Here is an 18431-nt window from a genome sequence, read left to right as displayed (position 1 = left end):
TCTCCTTACTTTAATAATGGATTCTGCCAATACCGCTCTTTTTGTTGATATAGATTATTTGCATAGATTACTATTAATTTTAAATATCTTTATATTATCCTTTAATCCCTGTAAAGCTGATTCCCTTAATAATTTGTTTTTGAAATATTAGGAATATGATAATAACTGGTATAGACGCAAGAGCATTTGCTGTCATTGGGAGTACATATGCTTGAGAATAACTGGAATTAAATACAGGAAGACCTACCGGTAATGTATAGAGCTCTTCAGATAATATAGACAAGTATGGCCACAGAAAGTTATTCCAGGATCCAATAAATGTAAAGATTGCTATTGCTGCTAAAGCTGGTTTGGCCAGGGGCAAAGCAATTTTATAAAACAATTTAAAATTTGAACATCCATCCATTTTTGCGCTTTCGAATAATTCTTTTGGTATACCATCAAAAAAGCTTTTTAATATAATAACACCTAGTGGTGAAGCAACCATTGGAAGAATAAGCCCTGCATAGCTATCAATCAGATTTAAACTCTTCGCAGTTTCATATAACGGAATAATTGTTGCTTCTCCAGGTATCATCAAGCCAAGTAGAAAAAATACAAAAATCGTCTTTTTGAAACGGAATTTCATTTGAGATATTGCAAATGAAGCTAATGATGTCACGATTAACGTTAAAATTGTTGTAATAAGCGCAACGATAAAACTATTAAATATCCATCGGAGTATTAAAGTATTAGCAATCATATTTGTGTAATTCGAGAATGTAAATGGTGGTAAAAACCATTCGAGTGGATTAGCAGTGCTGAACCCATCTGGTTTCAAGGAAACAAAGATCATCCATATGATAGGAAGAACAAACAGAAGTCCAACAACAATCGCTACCGTAATTTTAATAGGATGAAAAGGATCACGACTTCTGTTCAGTCGCGTTGAACGTTTTCTTTTATTATTTGGTTTTTTATTCTTTTTTTCGAATGTTTTTTGTACATCTATATTTGGTATTGGATTAGGTTGTCCCATGTTAATTCTCCCCCGATCTTTGTGACCTTAACTGGATTATCGACAAAATTAATAGGATAAAGAATAGCGCAAAGGACATTGTAGCAGCATACCCTAAATTATTTTGTGTAAAGCCACTTTCATAGATATATTGGATAAGAGGTCTAGTGGCATCACCAGGTCCTCCGCCAGTGATTAACATAATTTGTGCAAACACTTTAAATGAGGCAAGAACCTGCAACAATAAAATAACTTTGGAAATTGGTTTAAGCTGCGGCAGCGTAATGTACCAAAACTGCTGCCATCGAGTTGCTCCATCTATTTCACTAGCCTCGTACAATGACTCTGGAATATCCTGTAATGCTACAAGAAATAAAATCATATTCGTTCCTACCGTCCACCATAGTGTAACAACTACAATCGTAATCCAAGCAAGATATTTATTAGCCAGCCAAAAAGGCTCGGCTTGCACTCCTATGCCTTGAAGAATGGTATTAACAAATCCGTTATATGGCTGTAGCATGAAGATGGCCAAAAAGGAAATAACCGCAACAGATAAGATACTTGGGAGAAAGTAAGCTCCTCTGAAAAAAGTCTGAAGCTTCGTATTCAAATTAGCTAGTAATGCCAGTCCTAGTGCTAGCACCATCATTGTTGGTGTTGTTAAAATAACAAATAATGTTGTATTTCCAAGACTTCTCCAAAAATAAGGATCACTAAACATAACTGTAAAGTTTTCCAACCCTATGAACTCCAATTTTCCAATCAATGACCAATCATAGAAACTCATTTCCAGCCCTTTGATAACAGGAAAGATGGTAAAGATCATATATACAATTAAAAAGGGTATTAGAAAGGGAAGCGCCTTCATATCCTGTAACCATAACTTGTTTTTCATAAATAGACCCCTTTTCCATAAAAATCAAGACGGTTGGGACATAAGAATATTTTATCAACTCGGAACATGATTGGTGTGAATTACTCATCTAGGAAATATACTTCGCATATCTTTGAGTCTCCTCTTGTTCTTACTGTTACAAGGCTCCTGGAGCTACGAAATCCCTCTCAGAAAAGATTGTTATCTCGTCTTTAGGAATCTCGCCAATGCCAACAAGGTAGGCATCGGCAGAAATATAACACACTTAGTAAACGCATATGCATTTTCTAGTAGTCTACATATTTTTCCTACGCAGAGTATGTCCATTGTTCACTTATTTATATATTTTTTTCCTTATGTCCTCACCCTAAAGTTCAGATTACTCTCCTATTAACGATTTCACTTCATTTTCAATCAATTCAAACGCTTCTTCAGGAGTTGCTTCGTCTGTCCAAATCAAATCAAGGTTGCGAACCATTATATCCTGGATACCACGTGCATGAATAGTTTGATCTGGAAAATTAACATAGTCCGCTACTTCAACATAATCACTGCGATATGGAAGTTCTGCATATTCTTTTGATTCAACAACGGTTGATTTTGCCGGAATATGTCCTGCTTCTGCCCAAACAACACCTTTATCAGTTGCATAATCCATAAATTCAATGGCACCTTTTTGAACTTCGGGATCTGCATCTTGACTAGTAGGAATCACAAAGGTATGCGAATTACCAAATGCAGCATCTTTGCCAAATATATTTGGTGCTGGTAGTGCTGTAAACTCTAGATCTTCCGTAGCTTCCCAAGTACCAGTTGCCCATACCCCAGTAGAAATAGTAGCTGCATTGCCAGATTGGAAATCAGCATAGAATTCCGCTAAATTCGTTGGAATAACTTCATGCTCGTGCCATAAATCATGCATATAATTTGCAGCTTCAATCGCTTTATCAACATCAAGTACATATTCTGGATTTTCTAAATTATCCGTTACAATATTTTCTCCTCCTAGTTGACTATAGAAGGAAAACCATAACCTATAGGAATCGACACCAGCTGTAGAAAACGCCATCGGAAATTTATCTTCTGGCAATTCTTGTTTAAGTGTTGTTAGAAATTCAACAAACCCTTCTGGCGTCTGTTCCATTTTCACACTCCCATCCTCATTCATAAGTCCTGCATCACCAACAAGTTCATTATTCACGAAAAATATATGCGGATGTGTATCGATCGGTACTGCGTAATGCTGCTCATCAAAAACAGTCGATTCCAAAATATTCTGATTAAATTCATCCCAATTTACCCCTACTTCCGAACCTTGTGTGTCTAGCTCCTGAATCAGTCCCTGACTAACCAATTCCGGAAGTACATTCGTGTGGGAAATAGCTAAATCCGGTCCTTGACCCGCGGAAACACTCGTAATCAATTTTGTATAATATTCTTCAAATTCTTGTTGAACATTATTTATAAAAATCTCATCTTGACTTTCGTTATATTCATCAACAATTTCCTGCATAAAGTCAGCATCACCACCTCCAAATAGATTCCACATAACAACCTCTGTTGCCCCCTCTGGCACCTCAACATCTTGATCGGCATCAGCATCATCTGATCCGCCAGAACATGCTACAAGCGTGATAGCCGTTAAAATGATTCCAATTAGTAACACTAGCCTATTCTTCATTGCTGAACCTCCCTTAATTACTCAAATAGATACAAACCAATGAATACTATCCTTTTTCACTCCTTTCAATATGACCGTAAATGCACGTACAGTTAGAACGCCAAAAATGAATCCGCTTTCAAAAAATAAATAAAAAGTCTAACTGCAACAAACCAAGTCTTATAACAGATTAATTAAATTAATTAACTATATAAATAATAAACTCACTTTTTAGAATTGTCAACATAATTTTTATACTAATAACTAATATTTTGCACTTTGAGAAAGAACATAAAGTGTTTTTTTCTCCTAAATTACTTCTTGTGTTTATAAAATAACTGTAGTAACATTATCTTAATTAAATTAATTAACTATTGTATTATGAAACAGAATGTTTTAAGCTTTATCTCATTTATTAAATTTCAATTAGCTCTAACATAATAGGAGGTTATCATGAACATTCAAAAACTAATAAAAGAATTTCAGGCAACATTCAAAACATCTCTAGTGCCCCGTTCATTTTTCGCGCCAGGTAGAATCAACCTAATTGGTGAACATACTGATTATAATGGAGGTCATGTTTTCCCAGCCTCCATTTCATTTGGCACTTATGCCTTGGGAGCCCTACGAAAGGACCAAAAGTTGCGTTTTTATTCTATTAATTTCTCAGATAAAGGAATAATAGAATGCGATTTGTCAAATTTATCTTATAATGATGAACATAATTGGGCCAACTATTCAAAAGGAATGTTTCTTTACTTGCAAAAAGCAGGATTTGATATTAGATATGGGGCAGATATTTTATTCTATGGAAACATTCCAAATAGTGCTGGACTGTCTTCCTCCGCTTCAATCGAAATCGTAACAGGTGTACTTTTAGAAAAGTTATACGGTCTAACCATGGACCGTATAAAAATAATCCAATGCGGTCAAAAAGTGGAAAATGATTACATTGGTGTGAACAGCGGAATCATGGATCAGTTCGCCATTGGAAAAGGAAAAATAAATCATGCTATTCTATTAAACTGCCGTACATTAAAATATGAATACGCACCACTTGAGCTGGAAAATCACGATATTATAATTATTAATTCAAACAAACAACGTACACTTGCAGGTTCTAAATATAATGAACGCCGCGCACAATGTGAACGTGCTCTGAAGGATTTACAAACTGAATGTACCATTGAAAGTTTAGGAGAATTGACTAAAGTAGACTTTGAGAAACATAAATATCTAATCAAAGATAAAACAAATCGAAAGCGTGCTAAACATATCGTATATGAAAACGCCCGAACATTAGAAGCGCTTGAAAAACTGAAAAAACCCAATCTTCAAGGTTTTGGAAAACTAATGAATGAATCCCATATTTCTCTTATGAATGATTATGAAGTAACAGGCCTCGAACTTGATACCATTGTACACGCCGCCTGGAAACAAGAAGGTGTACTAGGTGCGCGAATGACCGGCGCTGGATTTGGCGGATGTGCAATTGCAATAGTGGAAAAAGATAAGGTGGAAACTTTCAAAAAAAATGTAAACAACACTTACCGTCAAGTGATTGGCTTTGATGCAACTTTCTATACAGCATCAATCGGAGATGGTGCAAAAGAAATTTTGGAGGAAGTGGTACAATGAGTATTTTAGTTCTAGGTGGTGCCGGCTATATCGGATCTCATGCCGTCTATCAATTAGTGGATCAAAAGGAACAAGTTGTTGTTGTCGATAATCTAGAAACTGGCCATAAAAGAGCAATTCATCCAGAAGCAACCTTTTACCAAGGAGACATTCGTAATATCAATTTTCTCCGTTCAGTGTTTGAGAAGGAATCGATTGATAGTGTCATCCATTTTGCAGCAAATTCATTAGTTGGCGAATCCATGGAAAAGCCATTGAAATACTTTGATAATAATGTTTATGGAACGCAAGTATTGCTTCAAGTAATGGTGGAAAACGATGTCAAATTTATTATATTTTCTTCTACCGCAGCAATCTATGGCGAAGCCGAAGCTGTTCCAATTAAAGAGAATATGTCGACAAACCCTACGAACACATACGGAGAAACAAAACTGACGATGGAAAAATTAATGAAGTGGACAGAACAAGCTCATGGAATCAAATTTGTCTCCTTACGATATTTTAATGTTGCAGGTGCAAGAGAAACAACAGAAATTGGTGAGGACCACCAGCCGGAGACACATCTAATTCCAATTATTTTGCAATCTGCTTTAGGACAGCGTGAGACCATTACAATATTTGGTGATGATTATGATACCCCAGATGGTACCTGTATACGCGACTATGTTCATGTAGAGGATCTCATTCAAGCTCATATCCTTGCATTAACCTATTTAAAGGAAGGTGGCAAGAGTGATATTTTTAATCTTGGGAGTAACCAAGGTTTTTCAGTAAAGGAAGTGATTGATACAGTAAGGGCCGTTACTGGTAAGGAAATCCCAACACGGATTGGTGCTCGCCGTAGCGGGGACCCTGGTGCATTAATAGCCAGTTCGGAAAAAGCAAAACAAATTCTGGGATGGAATCCAACGAAAACATCCATCAAAAAAATAATTGAGGATGCATGGAATTGGCACTCTCTGTATCCGCAAGGCTATAAACAAAAAGGAGTGTAAACATGGTATATGAATGGATTGCAGGACTTATTCAAAAAGGGTTAGAAACACAATTAATAGAGCCCGAAGATAAGATCTATGTACGTAATCAGGTTATGCATCTATTAGGTTTAGAATCATTCACTGAAAATGTAGAGTATCCAGCAGATGACATGATTCCAGATCTTCTTGATAAATTAGTAAACTATGCTGTGGACCACCACATTATTGAAGATGTACTTGATGAAAAGGAAATTCTTTCTGCGAATATCATGAACTGCTTTACTGCCCGTCCATCGGTTGTCAATGAAATTTTCAATAACAAGTATGAAGTGTCACCAAAGTCAGCGACTGACTATTTTTATTCCCTTAGCAAAAACAATAATTATATTCAGATGAATCGAATTCGGAAAAATAGTTCTTATCAAACCGACACACCCTATGGAAAATTAGAGATTACAATAAATCTTTCTAAGCCTGAAAAGGATCCGAAGCAAATTGAACGAGAAAAGGAAATGAAGAAAACAATCCATTACCCGAACTGTCTTCTTTGTGTCGAAAATGAGGGATATAATGGAAGGTTAGGGCATCCAGCAAGAGCCAATCTTCGTATCATTGATATTCCTTTATTAGGAGAAAATTGGTATTTTCAATATTCCCCTTATGTATATTACAACGAACACAGTATACTACTTTCAGAAGAACATCGTGATATGAAGATTGATAAACTTACTTTTGAAAGGCTTTTAACATTTACGGAAAAATTCCCCCATTATTTTATCGGGTCAAATGCAGATTTGCCGATTGTTGGAGGTTCTATTTTAAGCCATGATCATTATCAAGCGGGAAATTACCAATTTGCAATGGCTGAGGCTGAAAAAGCCTTTCCTTTTACGCTAAATAACCATCCTGAAGTGGACGCAGCTGTTCTAAAATGGCCGATGTCGGCTATTCGTTTACATGGATATAAAATAAATAAACTAGTTGATGCCGCGGACTATATTTTACGAACTTGGAGAGAGTATTCCGACGAGCAAGCAGACATATTAGCATATACAAACGGAAAGTCTCATAACACGATTACTCCGATTGCAAGAAATCGAAAGGATCATATTGAACTAGATTTAGTATTACGAAATAATCGTACCTCTCCGGAGCATCCATTAGGAATTTTTCATCCACATGAGGACGTTCATCATATAAAAAAAGAAAACATTGGACTAATAGAAGTAATGGGACTCGCAGTACTTCCCCCAAGACTTAAGGGAGAACTTTCAGAGATTAAGAATTATCTCCTGGATAAGTCAAGTCATGTCACGGATTATCATCAAGACTGGGCAAATCAACTAAAGGAAAACTATGGCACCTTAACTGATAACGAAACAGCTGAAACAATTTTACAAAAAGAACTTGGAAAGAAATTTATAAAAGTACTAGAAGATGCAAGTGTGTACAAAGACCGCCCTGCATTTGAGAGATTTATAAAGACATTAAATAAGTAGGTGAATGGATGAAACTGAACTCCGAAGAAGTATTAGGGAAATGGACAGAATATACATTAGAAAACGGTCACGGAATGAAAATTAGTATCCTTAATTATGGAGGAAGAATTACTAAAATCATGGTTCCAGATCGTGAAGGAAAATTAGAAAATGTTGTCCTAGCGTATGATTGCTATGAGAATTACGTTACGGATACCAATTATTTTGGGGCACTTATTGGTAGGGTCGCTGGAAGAATTTCAGGTGCTTCATTTGAACTAAATGGCAAAACCTATTCCTTAGGTGCAAATGAAGGAGAAAATCATCTTCACGGTGGAACGCAAGGCTTTCATCAAAAGATATGGAATGTGTATCCTTTTCATACAGAAAATACGATAGGCTTAAAACTTTCCATTAAGGTGCCCGATGGCGAGGGAGATTATCCTGGGAACTTGGTGGTTGTTGTTACGTATACGCTGAATAACGACAATCAACTTATTATCGACTATTATGCTAGTAGTGACCAATCAACCCCTGTAACATTGACAAATCATACGTATTTTAATTTAAGCGGTAATTTAAAGAATACTGTACACAGTCATCAGGTTACGATGAATTGTAATTCATTTATTGAACTGGATGAAGAATTAATTCCAACTGGAAAAGTAATGGATGTTGAGGGAAGCCTTTTTGATTTTCGACATGGTCGTTCGCTAAAAGAAGGATTATCTAATAAGTCCTTGCAAAATGAAATCGTTGGGCATGGGTATGATCACTATTTTATCTTTGATGATAATACTGAAGATTCAATTCATGTAAAAGATACGGATACTGGGAGGGTCTTAACAATTGAAACAAATCAGCCTGGAGTGGTAATGTATACGGGAAATAGTTTGGGAAATGATTTAACGTTGAAAGAAGGTTCAAGCAGGAAATATCTAGGCGTTTGTTTTGAAACACAAGCATCTCCCATATCCTTACTTCATAAAGAATTTCCAGATATCATCTTGAAGGCTGGGGAAACCTATAATCGACAAACTGTTTTTTCGTTTGGAACAGATAAATAGAAATCCGAGTAGGTGTCGCCATTACTGACTATGCCTCTCACAGAGCGCATACGTGTAGGTCTACGCATATGGTTTCTCCCATATATTTCTTTTAGAAATAACGTTCATCATAAACAGATACAAGACTAACTAAATCAAGTTCAGAGAAGAATTCATTATCTAATACCGCATGGGCCATAGGACTTTTCGAACTACGTCATGCAAACATGCGAATTCCTCTCAGGTTTTCTTCCCTCCATCCTCTCTTTCTTAAGAGACGATGGAGGTTTTTTAACGTGACGCCAACTTCTTAATTGATCCATTCGTAGCCTTTTTCTCATCCAACTGTCCCATTCTCTGAATTTAGACTTCACCTTTCCATGCATAAACCACCTTGGTTTTCTCTTGATTGACTGTAACCTCTAAATTCTTTTCCAGAAATTTGGTGACACTGCGCATTCACTCTATCCGCGCCTTTTTGGCTTTTACACAAGATAATGAAATCATCCGCAAAGCGTACGATACGATGCCCACGTTCTGTCATCAGTTCATTTAATTGATGAAAGTAAATTTTGGAAATCAATGGACTTAACACGCAACGATATCCTTGTATAGTTTCGCTTATGTACTGTTACTCACAAGAAAAGAGCTGAACCTGCAAGTCCAGCTCTTTTCTAAACTGCTTCAAATAACTCCACCAATAACAACGACACCGCACCTAATAATGTAGCATCCTCGCCAAGGCTTGTTATCGCTACTTCAGTCTCTTTTGCTTTTGGCGTCAGTGCACGCTCTTCTATTGCCTGCTTAATCATAGGTAAAATGAATTTCTCACTCTTCATCACTCCACCACCCAATACAATTTTGCTTGGATTAAATAAATGGATTAAATTCGTTAAGCCAATACCGATAATCGTCCCTGTTTCCTTTAGGATATCGATATAAGTGTCATTTCCGGTTTGTGCTAATTCAAATACTTTCTTGCCAGTTAATGTATCAGAAACATCTATATCTTGTACCTTTTTTCTTGCCCGTTCAGCAACGCCTTCTCCACTTACAAAAGTTTGGAAACAGCCCCGATTCCCACACTCACATACTTTTCCATGTATATCAATTGTCATATGTCCAATTTCACCCGCTATATCCTGGTCACCATGATATAGTTTCCCATTGACGACCATTCCAGAACCTACGCCACGCCCTATATTAACAGCAACCATACTATCCAAATCCCCATGTCCACCAAACCATGACTCTCCTAATGCCATTGCCCTAGCGTCATTTTCAACTTTTATCGTAAGATTAAATTCCTCTTCAAGTCTAGTTTTGATTGGAATATTTTTCAAATTCAAATTTGGAGCGTTTAACGAAGTTCCCGTCTCAACATCAACCACACCATGCATGGCTACACCAATACCGATAATTTTATCTGGTTTTGTTGTTGATGTCTTTAAAATTTTATAGATATTTTCTTTTAAAATCGTAATAAACTGATTATTTGTTATCGGCTTTTTAAGCTTACTAAAAGTTCTTTCATAAATTTCTCCCGATAAATCTGCTAGAATACATTCCACAGTTTCCGGTCCTGCATCTACTCCAATTACATAAAAACCATCATTATTGATATGGAGCATTGTTGGCTTACGTCCGCCTTTCGATTCACCAAGATTACTTTCTCTTACAAGACCTTGTTCAATCAACTCTTTCACAATACTACTGACCGTAGGAGGAGTTAACTTCGTCTCTTTTGCAATTTGAGCACGAGAAATAGGCTCTGATGTACGAATTTTGTTTAGTATATTTGATTTATTTACTGATTTCATTAACTGAAATGAACCACGTTGCATGGATGTTCCTCCATTCTTCCTTTATCTTTATGCATATTATATCACATTATCATTAATTAATTTAATTAATGATAATTAAATAAGGAACAAAGGAGAATTAAATATACGACAATGGATGAATTTCTGGTCACCATAAAATGTAAGAAGCAGACGACCGCATATAAATGAATTAAAAAAGAGGAATTTCATATCAATACTCGATGCGAAATTCCTCTTTTCTTTATTTTTAGCTAGTTTTGTCCCAGTTCCTATATAGTTTATCTCTTAAGGAAATCATAATATTCATTTATCCCCTCAACAATTGAGTAGGAAGATATGAAATTTAGTACTTCTTTTGCTTTCGTACAATCAAGCGGTGAAGTTTCATCATACCCAAAACCACCTGATCCCAAATCAAATACTATATTAGGAAATAATTTCTCCATTACATCTATTATTTCTCTAGTGCTCTTTAACTTTTCAGTTCCAATATTTAATATTAAACCATTTGCGTTTTTACTATTTAAAGTTAACCAGATAGCATCTACAACGTCCTTAACATAAATATATTCTAATCTTTGATCCATACCTGTTTCTTCTATTATATTTTCGCCATTTAATGCTTTTTCTAGTATAAACTTAATTGGATCGTGCGTTGCCCGCCCAGGTCCATAGACAAAAGGAATCCTGAATGAGGTTGTATTTATCCCGTATTTTTCATAATAAACCTTAGCTAAATGTTCTCCAGTTAATTTAGTTACACCATATATAGTATTTGGTTCGGGAACTGCACTTTCAGTAAAATTAATAGTTTTACGATTTCCATAGACAGCTGCCGAACTTAAGTATACAATTTGTTTTACTTTGGAAAGTCTTCCGGCCTCAAATACATTTGAAGTCCCAACTATATTGGCATTGATTATCTTGTTAGGGAATTCTTCAGATTCTTTTGGATGTGATATCCCGCCACCGTGTATAATTCTATCTATTTTATATTTTTTTATTACTGATACAACACGTGAAAAATCATCAACATTGCCCTGTTCAAAAGTAAAGTGGTGAGACTGTGAAAACCTCTTCTCAGGAAGGGTAATATCAAAGCCAATAACACGTATGTTTTTGTATAGTAAAAATTCTACCAAATGGCGTCCAATTAATCCATTACTGCCAGTTACTAAGACATTCATTTTTTATAGTCTCCCTTTTTTAAGACCTCGCATTAAATTTATCCCGATATAAATAATTTCCGCGACCTGGTTTTCCAATAACCTTTTTATCTTTAACAATAACTTCTCCTCTGGATAAAACATAATCTATATAACCTTGTACCTTCATACCTTCATATACATTATATTCGGTTCCTTGTTTCTGGGATTCCTTAGTGAGAACGGTAGATTTGTTTGGATCAAAAATAACTATATCGCCATCACTACCTATATTGATACTTCCTTTCTGAGGGTACAATCCAAAAATTTCAGCTGGATTTTGGCTTGTTACCTCAACAAGTTTAGACAAGGAAATCCTTTCTTCACAAACTCCGTAATGATAAAGTAATAAAAGTGTACTTTCTATACCTGGCAGTCCATTTGGAGCTTTAGTAAAGTTATTTATACCGTTTTCCTTTCCGTTTACATACGGATGTGAAGAATGATCAGAACCAATGGTAGAAATCGACCCTGATTTAATTTTATTCCAAAGTGTATCTTGATCTTTTTTTGTCCTCAATGGGGGAGAGCAGATATATTTAACTGCCTCCTTATCTTCTTTTTTTAAATAATCCTCATCCAAAACTAAATATTGAGGACAGGTTTCTCCAAATGCATTGACTCCTCTTTCCTTTGCATGAATAAATTCTTTCAATGCCTCTTCGCAAGATATATGAACAATATAAGTTGGGGCTTCTGTAATTTCGGCAATTCGTAAAGCTCTTGCTGTTGCTTCAGCCTCCATCTCAGGAGGTCTAGTATAAGCATGATAAATTGGTTTTGTGTTATTTTTGTTTAATGCTTCTTCAATAAGTTGGTCTATCACAACACCATTTTCAGCATGGATATTGGTTACTATCCCCGCCTTTTTCGCTGCATTCATTAGTAAATATAATTCCTTATCATTTACCATATTTTCTTTGTATGCCATAAACAGTTTTATTGATGTTACTCCTTCATCTGGTAATTTAGAAATCTGCTCTAGTACGTCTGAATTACATTTATTTATAATTGAATGAAAACCGTAATCTATTAAAGAATTTTTAGCTTTATTCTTCCACTCCCTCAAATCTTCTAAGAATGTTTGTGAATTATCCGGATCTGTAAAGTTTATAATTGTGGTTACCCCACCAGATGCTGCTGCGTTAGTACCAGTTTCGAAATCATCCAAAGTTCCTTCAATACCAAGGTGAGTATGTGGATCAATTAAACCAGGAAGTATATATTTGTTCGTTGCATCGATAATAGTATCATTTTTTTCACCATTAATCTGGCTAGATATCATACTTATTTTTCCATTATCTATTTTTAAATCTCTTTGGGAGACTTCAGAAGCTGTAACTAATATTCCGTTTTTTATAATTATAGACATATTTAATCCTCCCGTATTTATCTGTTGATATAATGAATAGCTGTATTCGCTAATAAATCTACACCTAATTTAATATCTTCTGCTGATGCAAATTCCTCAGGGTTATGGCTTCCGTTTTCAGAACGGACAAATATCATACCCATATCAGTAATTTCTGCCATTAGTTGGGCATCATGCCCCCCGCCACTCGGCATTTCAAAAGTTTTAATGCTAAGTTCATTACTTCCCCTTCTCATTGTTTCTAATATATGGGATGCAGACTTTGCCGGATTAGCTTTTAACTTAGTAGAAAACTGATATTTCAATTTTCTTCTATTACATATTTCCTGTACCTTCGTTTCTAATACTTTTATGATTTTTTCTCGTCTCTCTAAATCTGTATCACGAATATCAATAACAGTGGAAACTTTACCCGGAATAATATTTACTTGGCTCGGTGTAACATCCATTGTGGCAGCTGTTCCTACTGCGTCACCTCCGTATTGATTAACAATTTCCTCTACTGCTAGAGCTGTTTCACTAGCACCTAATAAAGCATCATAACGTAAATCCATTGGAGTACCACCTACATGATTTGGTTCTCCCTCAAAAATTACCTCGGTTAAAGATAAACCAGTAATAGCAGTTACAATACCGACTGGGACATCTTCCCGAATCAGAATAGGTCCTTGTTCAATATGCATTTCTAGATATAAATCAAACTCTTCCTTATTTCTTATTGCATTACCAATATTATCTGGGCCTAACCCAAAGTTTTTCAATACTTCATACCTAGTTTCACCATTGCTATCAGTTACTTGCAGATCTTCTTTTGTTAATTTACCAGCCATCGCTCTACTACCAAAAACTCCACCAGATTGAAATCTTGAACCTTCCTCTTCGCAGAAAGCCATTATTTCTATTGGCCGTTTGTTAGAGATACCTTCTTCCTTTAAATGCTGAACAACTTCAATTCCTCCAATAACACCAACAGTACCATCATACTTTCCACCATTCCCTACAGAATCTATATGAGAACCTAATGCAATAGCCTTTGTTTCAGGAACTGTTCCTTCCTTTCTGCCAATTAAGTTTCCCGCTTGATCTAATCGAACTTCCATTCCTGCCTCTTGCATCCATTCACTAATTAAATCTAGACCTTGTCTATATTCTCGAGTTAAAGCAATTCTACTTACGCCACCGTCCTTCGATTTCCCAATTTGAGCTAAAGATTCTATTCTTTCTTCTAATCTATCCTTGCTAATCATATATACATAACTCCCTTTATTTAATACGTTTTTCTATATTATAAATATTAATTATCAAAGATATTTCCGATACAACTACTTTGATAAAATAATTCTCAATAGAAGTATTCTAGTTTACCTTATAAGTAGGTATCTTATGAATGCTTCCTACTCTCATCATAGGAATTTAATGATTTACCATTGCTTGCCCTCTTAGACCACATAATGACTAAATAAGCAATCGCTGAAACTCCAACTCCTATAAACCAATTAAAATCATATAAATAATTTAACTGGGGTATTATGAGCCCTACAAAAGCAGCTAATATACCTATTCCCAGTGCTATAAAGCTATTTTTATTCCATTTACCGTATACCCCATCATGTCTATACAAACTACTTAAGTCGTATTCAAAACGACGTATTATAAGAAAGTCAACCAACATAATACCAAGCACTGGTGCCATTATTGAACCGATAGCTCCCAGTACTACATCCATGGCTCCGCCTTCTTCATACCACAGCCAAGGAGCTGATATAGCGCCTATCGCTAAAGCAATAAATCCAGACCTTTGGAAATTTAATTTTTTTGGTAACAAATTGGTTAAATCATATCCTACTGCGACACCATTGGTGGCAATATTTGTAGAAAGCGTGGCAACAAATATTGCAATTGCACCTACAATAACAATAACAGGATTGTCGAATTCAGCTAAAACGTATATAGGGTTAGTAATAGGTTCTCCATACGCACTTATAGTTCCAAAAGTAGTAATTAAAGCCATTAAAGAGAAAAGGATAAACATGATAGGCATACCTATACCTTGCCCAATTATATGATCCTTTTGACTGCTTGAATGTTTGGTTATATCAGATATATTTAACATTAAGGTGGCTACTGTACCGAGAAGTGCAGTCATTCCTATGAAAAACGCTGACCAAAATTCAACCCCTGAAACAGTAGAAGATGTTGATACTATATTTCCAATTCCTCCTGTAGCATTTAATGCCCAAAAAACTAAAGCAATAGAAATAACCATTATTAAAGGGCCTGCCCACCCTTCAAATCTCCTAATTCTACCCATCCCATTTTTAATTACATAAGCATGAATAAAAAAACTGGCGACTAGAGCAATAAATTCATTTAACCCTAAACCTAAAATACTCGTTTCACCTAAATTTGCCCACCCATGGAAAGTAGAACTGAGAATCACATTAACAGCCATACTACTTATATACATATGGACTCCAAACCAGAAAACCCCCAGTCCTGCTCTTAAAAAAACAGGAATCTGTGCTCCTTTTGTACCAAAGCTTGCCCTAATCAAAACCGGAAAAGGGACTCCATATTTTGCTCCTGAAAAACTATTGAGTAAAATAGCTATAAAAGCTATAAAATATGCACTGGATACACAAGCAAGAGCTTGCCAAAAACTCATTCCAACTGCAATTAAATTAGCAGCTACTTCCCATGCTACTATGTTGGCAACAATCCCCATCCACATAGCTGAAAAATTCCACCATGTCCAATTTTTATTTTCACCTTCGACCGGAGCAAGATCGGAATTATATAAAGATAGATTTGGGTTAACTCCATTAATTAGTTTTTTTTCATCACTCATTTCCCCACTCCCCCCCCATTTATAAACGCTTTCATTATTTCGTATATTTAAAGATGTTCATTTTATAGCATCACATCGCCATTATTAGGACCTAATGTTTGACCAGTGTATAAATTTCCATCTGGACTTGAAGCTAAAAAGACAGCGGTAGGTGCGACTTCTTCAACTTTTCCCAGACGCGGTATCACTAATTCTTGTATTTTTTCTCTTCTCCATTTTTCGCTTACCTCTCCCATTAATTGTGTTTCAATTGGTCCTGGTGCAATACAATTGGCTGTTATACCATATTCCCCTAATTCCATAGCAACTGACTTGGTAAAAGCTATAACTCCAGCTTTAGCTGCTGCATAATGACAATGTTCAACGCTACCTTTTTGACCTACTTGTGAAGAAATATTTATTATTCTGCCAAATCCATTGGAAATCATTGTTGGTACCACTAGTCTTGTAGTAAGAAAAACACTTTTCAAATTAACATCTAACATACGATCCCAATTAGATACTGACATGTCTTGAAGTAAGGCAGGAGTAGAAATACCGGCACTGTTTACTAAGATGTCAATTTTCCCATACTTTTCTATTGTATTGGATATCAATTTCTCTGAAGTTTCTTCTTTAGTAATATCCCCCTCTGTTATAAACACATTGTCTCCATATTTATTCATTTCATTTTTAAACGCTTTCTTTTCTTCAAAATTTCTAGCCAAGTAATTTAACGATACCTTTGCCCCTTCTTGAAGAAATGTTGTTGCTATAGTATAACCAATGCCTCCACCAGGCCCTGCTCCAGTTATAACTGCTACTTTATTTTTTAATTTCACTCTCATCCACTTCCTTGTATTGTAAGTTTAAAATAATTTTTCTTAATCTTTTATAACTTAATGCTTTTTCATAATTCACTAAGAGAATCTAGAAAGAGGTCATATATGGATTTATGAACATGAGGCCTGACCATGAGCCAATATTATTAACCGTTTGACAGCTTTACTCTTGACTCACGATCGAAAAAGCTCCATATTAAATCAACTGTGTTTTACTTCTTTATGATGAAAAGTGTGAATTATATTTACTGTTGGACACTCACGATATTCTTGGATATTAGAATTGAAAATGGATCTAATTGAGATATATTTATCATGCTTATAGTTTTACCAAAATTAAAAATTTTGGCTTTATATTTAAATATGACTCATTTAATTGAATATTCGGTCTACTCAACTTAACTTCGCATCGAAGTCTATAAATTTATATATTATAATTCTGCAATAGCATCTATTTCTAAAGGTATACCCTTTAGATCACAACCAATTGTGGTTCTGACAGGTAAATTATCAGTGAAAAACTCCTGATAGATTTTATCATATTTTTTAAAGTCTTCCACATTAGTTAAATATGTATTAACTTTAACAACATCTTCTAATTTAGCACCTGCTGCTTCTAAGACATTCTTAATATTTGTTAGAGCTATTCTTGTCTGCTCCTCTACAGTTTCTGGAACCTTTCCTGTTTCAGGATCAACAGGCGGTTGCCCTGCAACATAGACCCTATTATTCATTTTAATTCCTTGTGAAAAATGTCCACCTGGCACTGGCGCCATGTTTGTATTTATAACTTGCTTCATAATCAATCTCTCCTTCGAATATATTTTTCTAAATAGCTTGCCTTTATTTGGTTCACATCCCCTGCCCCTGCTCATTACGGACTGTATCTAGATAATTATAAAGCGTGTATTTTGATATACTAAAGTATTCACAGATTTTATCTCCTGATTTTTGAATTAAAAAAGCCCCTTTTTGGTCAAGATACTTTATTCCTTTCATTTTATCTTCTTTAGTCATATGTGCCACCGGTTTATCCACATGATTTTGGGCTTCTTGAATCAAGATTGCTAAAACGTCATTTACATTATTAACGAATACTTCTTTTACATCAGTGTTGATTTTATTTAAATCTGTAAATTCTTTAATAGCGGTTTCTGCCATCATAAAGCTTGTGATATCAAAGTTTATACATATGCAACCTATAGGATTTCCTTTGCTATTTCGGATATACATTGTAGACGACCTTAACATTCTTCCGTCTTTGGTTTTTGTCAGATAATTGTGTTTATCCCCTTCTCTGTTTGTCCCTCTTAAGACTTCCAGCCCTATATTTGTTCCTGAATCACCAACTTTTCTCCCTGTTACATACCCGTTTTCAATCAAAACGATTAAACCGCTTCCATATTGCTCGTACTGCGTTAAATCTAAAAGTACTACCTCGCATTGACTCCCAAACTGTTTAGAAATACCTTTTACAATGGAAGTTAGAAAATCAATCTCATCATTAATATGTTCCATTTTTAAACTCCTTATCTTTGAATATCTATAACTATATGCTAATTAATTTTTTTTAGCTTGTCAATATTTTTTTTAGCTACTTGCTAACATTTCGTTTTTATGCCTCGTATTTTATTTTGTTTAATGGCTCCCCACTTGAATCTATAAAAATTTTTGCATAATTGGATA

15 protein-coding genes are annotated in these 18431 nt (G+C 35.3%); 4 read left to right on the top strand and 11 right to left on the bottom strand.

Features of this window, described 5'->3' with window-relative positions; all coding sequences use genetic code 11:
• Nucleotides 1-94: 94 nt before the first annotated feature.
• From B7E05_RS03895 to B7E05_RS03885, 3 genes are all read right to left on the bottom strand, one after another.
• Nucleotides 95-1018: a carbohydrate ABC transporter permease gene (locus B7E05_RS03895; RefSeq protein WP_080872673.1), complete on the bottom strand. Its 924-nt coding sequence runs from the start codon at nucleotides 1016-1018 to the stop codon at nucleotides 95-97.
• A 1-nt stretch (nucleotide 1019) separates the two neighbouring features.
• Complete coding sequence (locus tag B7E05_RS03890) at nucleotides 1020-1895, bottom strand: carbohydrate ABC transporter permease (protein ID WP_080872671.1); 876 nt, start codon at nucleotides 1893-1895, stop codon at nucleotides 1020-1022.
• Nucleotides 1896-2253: 358 nt separating this feature from the next.
• A complete protein-coding gene (locus B7E05_RS03885) occupies nucleotides 2254-3555 on the bottom strand; it encodes an extracellular solute-binding protein (protein WP_080872669.1) in 1302 nt (433 codons plus the stop codon).
• A gap of 432 nt (nucleotides 3556-3987) precedes the next feature.
• Here B7E05_RS03885 and B7E05_RS03880 point away from each other — a divergent pair, with 432 nt between their 5' ends.
• From B7E05_RS03880 to B7E05_RS03865, 4 genes are read left to right on the top strand one after another with little or no spacing between them, the layout of a single operon-like run.
• Entirely contained in the window at nucleotides 3988-5172 is a 1185-nt protein-coding gene (locus B7E05_RS03880) for a galactokinase (protein WP_080872667.1), read from the top strand.
• Nucleotides 5169-6167 (top strand): UDP-glucose 4-epimerase GalE, encoded by a 999-nt coding sequence (gene galE / locus B7E05_RS03875; protein ID WP_080872665.1) that lies wholly within the window; start codon nucleotides 5169-5171, stop codon nucleotides 6165-6167. The genes B7E05_RS03880 and galE overlap by 4 nt, the downstream gene beginning before the upstream one ends.
• 2 nt (nucleotides 6168-6169) lie before the next feature.
• Nucleotides 6170-7648, top strand: a complete 1479-nt coding sequence (gene galT, locus B7E05_RS03870; RefSeq protein WP_080872663.1) for a UDP-glucose--hexose-1-phosphate uridylyltransferase — start codon at nucleotides 6170-6172, stop codon at nucleotides 7646-7648.
• An 8-nt stretch (nucleotides 7649-7656) separates the two neighbouring features.
• Nucleotides 7657-8694, top strand: coding sequence for an aldose epimerase family protein (locus tag B7E05_RS03865; RefSeq protein ID WP_080872660.1), 1038 nt, complete (start codon nucleotides 7657-7659; stop codon nucleotides 8692-8694).
• A gap of 653 nt (nucleotides 8695-9347) precedes the next feature.
• On the opposite strand, the gene B7E05_RS03855 is transcribed toward B7E05_RS03865, so the two are convergent.
• From B7E05_RS03855 to B7E05_RS03820, 8 genes are all read right to left on the bottom strand, one after another.
• Nucleotides 9348-10520 carry an ROK family transcriptional regulator gene (locus B7E05_RS03855; protein ID WP_080872656.1) on the bottom strand — a complete coding sequence of 391 codons (1173 nt, stop codon included), beginning with the start codon at nucleotides 10518-10520 and terminating at the stop codon, nucleotides 9348-9350.
• A 257-nt stretch (nucleotides 10521-10777) separates the two neighbouring features.
• Entirely contained in the window at nucleotides 10778-11686 is a 909-nt protein-coding gene (locus tag B7E05_RS03850) for an NAD-dependent epimerase/dehydratase family protein (protein WP_080872654.1), read from the bottom strand.
• A 19-nt stretch (nucleotides 11687-11705) separates the two neighbouring features.
• Nucleotides 11706-13076, bottom strand: coding sequence for a dihydropyrimidinase (gene hydA, locus B7E05_RS03845; protein ID WP_080872652.1), 1371 nt, complete (start codon nucleotides 13074-13076; stop codon nucleotides 11706-11708).
• 17 nt (nucleotides 13077-13093) lie between these two features.
• Nucleotides 13094-14323 (bottom strand): M20 family metallo-hydrolase, encoded by a 1230-nt coding sequence (locus B7E05_RS03840; RefSeq protein WP_080872650.1) that lies wholly within the window; start codon nucleotides 14321-14323, stop codon nucleotides 13094-13096.
• 134 nt (nucleotides 14324-14457) lie between these two features.
• Nucleotides 14458-15924 (bottom strand): NCS1 family nucleobase:cation symporter-1, encoded by a 1467-nt coding sequence (locus tag B7E05_RS03835; protein ID WP_080872648.1) that lies wholly within the window; start codon nucleotides 15922-15924, stop codon nucleotides 14458-14460.
• 62 nt (nucleotides 15925-15986) lie between these two features.
• On the bottom strand, nucleotides 15987-16745 hold the full coding sequence (locus B7E05_RS03830; RefSeq protein WP_080872646.1) for an SDR family NAD(P)-dependent oxidoreductase: 759 nt from the start codon (nucleotides 16743-16745) through the stop codon (nucleotides 15987-15989).
• Nucleotides 16746-17176: 431 nt separating this feature from the next.
• Nucleotides 17177-17545 (bottom strand): RidA family protein, encoded by a 369-nt coding sequence (locus B7E05_RS03825; RefSeq protein ID WP_179134449.1) that lies wholly within the window; start codon nucleotides 17543-17545, stop codon nucleotides 17177-17179.
• Nucleotides 17546-17597: 52 nt separating this feature from the next.
• The gene (locus B7E05_RS03820; protein WP_080872642.1) at nucleotides 17598-18263 is read right to left on the bottom strand and encodes a helix-turn-helix transcriptional regulator; all 666 of its coding nucleotides are present in this window, start codon (nucleotides 18261-18263) and stop codon (nucleotides 17598-17600) included.
• Nucleotides 18264-18431: the final 168 nt, after the last annotated feature.

This window comes from Oceanobacillus timonensis (genome assembly GCF_900166635.1).
Classification (GTDB): domain Bacteria; phylum Bacillota; class Bacilli; order Bacillales; family Amphibacillaceae; genus Oceanobacillus; species Oceanobacillus timonensis.
This window is presented reverse-complemented; position numbering and strand designations above follow the sequence as displayed.